This window comes from Streptomyces boluensis (assembly GCF_009908195.1).
GTDB classification, from domain to species: Bacteria; Actinomycetota; Actinomycetes; order Streptomycetales; family Streptomycetaceae; genus Streptomyces; species Streptomyces boluensis.
Genome location: NZ_JAAAHS010000630.1, coordinates 1 through 2,408, shown reverse-complemented (window position 1 = coordinate 2,408; position 2,408 = coordinate 1). Strand labels below are relative to the sequence as shown.

Sequence of the window (2,408 nt, the reverse complement as noted above, 5' to 3'; positions counted from 1 at the left end):
GACCTAAGGTGTCCGGATGAGCATGACGACCCCGCCCGGCTGGTACCCGGACCCCGCCGCGCCCGCGCTCGAGCGCTGGTGGGACGGTGCCTCCTGGACCGAGCACACCCGCGCCGCGGGTGGCGTGCCGGGTGTGCCGGTCGCGGTGCCCGGCGGGTATCCGCAGACCGCCGCCCGGCCGGGCGAGGCGTCCCGCCGGGCCAAGGCCGTCGCCCTCGCCGCCGCCGGCCTCGTCCTGGCCACGGCCATCGTCACCGGCGCCGTCGTGCTCGGCCGCGAGGGCGGCACCCCCGACGCCCGCAACCCCGGCCCGTCCGCCACGGCCACCGGCCCGGAGTCCGAGGAGCCGACGCCCACCGCGACGCCCACCGCGACCTCCGGTACGAGCGCCCCGGCCGCCGACGAGACCGTACTGACCGACCAGTTGAACGGGATCTCCGTACCGATCCCCGACGGCTGGCAGCGCGCCGAGCGCGCCACCGACCGGGTTCCCACCGCCGTCACGGAGGAGACCTACACCTGCCCCGGCACCAGCGCGCTCTGCCACCCGGGGCGGGTGTCCACCCACTCCGTGAGCGCCGGGAGCAGCGACGTCCGCAACGTCGCCGAGAAGGACATCGCCGTCGCCGCCGAGCGCGCCTACGACCGCGACATCGGCCGCCGCAGGCCGTACAACGGCATGACCTCACACCGCGAGGTGGCCACGGGCAAGGCCCAAGTCGCGGGCGCCGATGCCTACTTCGTCCGCTGGCGGGTCACGACCGCATCGGGCCCCGGCGGGTATGTGCAGACCCTCGCGCTGCCCGCGCCCGCCGGCGGCCCCGGCAGCATGGTCGTGGTGCGCTTCGCCTTCGACGCGGGTCCCGAAGGCCCGCCCCTGGCCGCCATCGACGAGATCACCCGCGGCATCCGCTCCCTGCGCTGAGCGACAGAGCGCTGAACGTCGGAGCGCTGAGCGTCAGAGCGCTCAGCGTCAGAGCGCTCAGCGTCAGAGGAACGTGCGGCCCTCGCCCCGGTACGTCGGCACGGTCGCCGTCACCCGGTCGCCCTCGACCAGGTGCAGCACCTCGAACCGCTCACACATCTCGCCCGCCTTGGCGTGCCGGAACCACACCCGGTCGCCGATCAGCAGATCGTCCGCGGCCGAACCGAGCAGCGGCGTCTGCACCTCACCCGCGCCCTCCTGCGGGTCGTACCGCAGACCCTCCGGCAGATACGGCACCGGCAACCGGTCCCGGCCCGGCGCACCGGACGCCGGATAGCCGCCACCGAGCACCGTCACCGCACCGACCCCGGGCCTGCGCACCACCGGCTGCGCGAACAGCGCCGCCGGACGCCCGCTGAACGACGTGTAGTTGTCGAAAAGCCGCGGTACGTACAGGCCCGAGCCCGCCGCGATCTCCGTGACCGCCGACTCCGCCGCCGTGTGCTGCACGCTGCCCGTGCCGCCGCCGTTCACGAACTCCAGGTCGGGCGCCACCGCGCGCACCGCGCGCACCACCTCCGCCCGCCGCTGCGCCAGTTCACGCCGGGCCGCGGCCTGCATCATCCGGATCGCCCGCGACCGTACGGGCCGCCCGGCGAGCAGATCCCCGACCCCCGCCACATGCCCCTCGTACGCCATCACGCCCACGAGCCGGAACCCCGGCCTGCGGGCCACCGCGCGGGCCACCTCGGCGATCTGGGCGGGGGAGTGCAGCGGCGAGCGGCGCGCGCCGACCCGCACCCGGCCGCCGAGCAGCTTCAGCGCGGTGTCCAACTCCAGGCAGACACGCACCTCTTCGCGCCCGTCACCGCGCGCCTCGTCGATCAGGCGCAGCTGCGCCGGGTCGTCGACCATCACGGTCACCGCGGCCGCCAGCTTCGGGTCGGCGGTCAGCTCGGCGAACGCGGAACGGTCCACCGAGGGGTACGCCAGCAGCACGTCCTCGAATCCCGAGCGGGCCAGCCACAGCGACTCGGCGAGCGTGAACGACATCACGCCCTCGAACCCGTCGCGTTCCAGGACCCGTTCGAGCAGCGCGCGGCAGCGCACCGACTTGCTCGCCACCCGCACCGGCTTGCCCCCGGCCCGCCGTACGAGGTCCGCGGCGTTGGCGTCGAAGGCGTCCAGGTCGACGATCGCGACGGGCGCGTCGAGATGGGCGGTGGCCCGGTCGTAACGGGCGCGATCTGCAGCGAGAGCCGTCATGGGCGCAGCCTGCCAGACACCGCTACTCAGGGGTAGGGGGATGATCCGGACAGATCACTCCCGCAGGTCGGACGAGTTCCCGCCCGACCTGCAACAGCCCGTAGAGTGACGCGTACGCAGGGAAGGAACGGGCCCGTCCGTGACGGCGGTCGAACAGTGCCCGTGTGCGAGGACGGGGGGTGCATGAGCACAGACGCGCGACGCGCCGGCGTTCCCC

General features: G+C 74.5%; 2 protein-coding genes. One reads left to right on the top strand and one right to left on the bottom strand.

Annotation, left to right across the window (positions count from 1 at the left end; genetic code table 11):
- The first annotated feature begins 16 nt into the window (after window positions 1-16).
- Window positions 17-925, top strand: coding sequence for a DUF2510 domain-containing protein (locus GUY60_RS36820; RefSeq protein ID WP_161705856.1), 909 nt, complete (start codon window positions 17-19; stop codon window positions 923-925).
- Between the two features lie 63 nt (window positions 926-988).
- Here the strand turns inward: GUY60_RS36820 and GUY60_RS36815 are convergent, their stop codons facing one another.
- A complete protein-coding gene (locus tag GUY60_RS36815; RefSeq protein ID WP_161705855.1) occupies window positions 989-2,191 on the bottom strand; it encodes an amino acid deaminase/aldolase in 1,203 nt (400 codons plus the stop codon).
- Between the last annotated feature and the right edge of the window lie 217 nt (window positions 2,192-2,408).

Bases quoted from the DNA above. Each gene is read 5' to 3' on its own strand.
- GUY60_RS36820 (WP_161705856.1), top strand. From the start codon at position 17: ATGAGCATGACGACCCCGCCCGGCTGGTACCCGGACCCCGCCGCGCCC.
- GUY60_RS36815 (WP_161705855.1), bottom strand. From the start codon at position 2,191: ATGACGGCTCTCGCTGCAGATCGCGCCCGTTACGACCGGGCCACCGCC.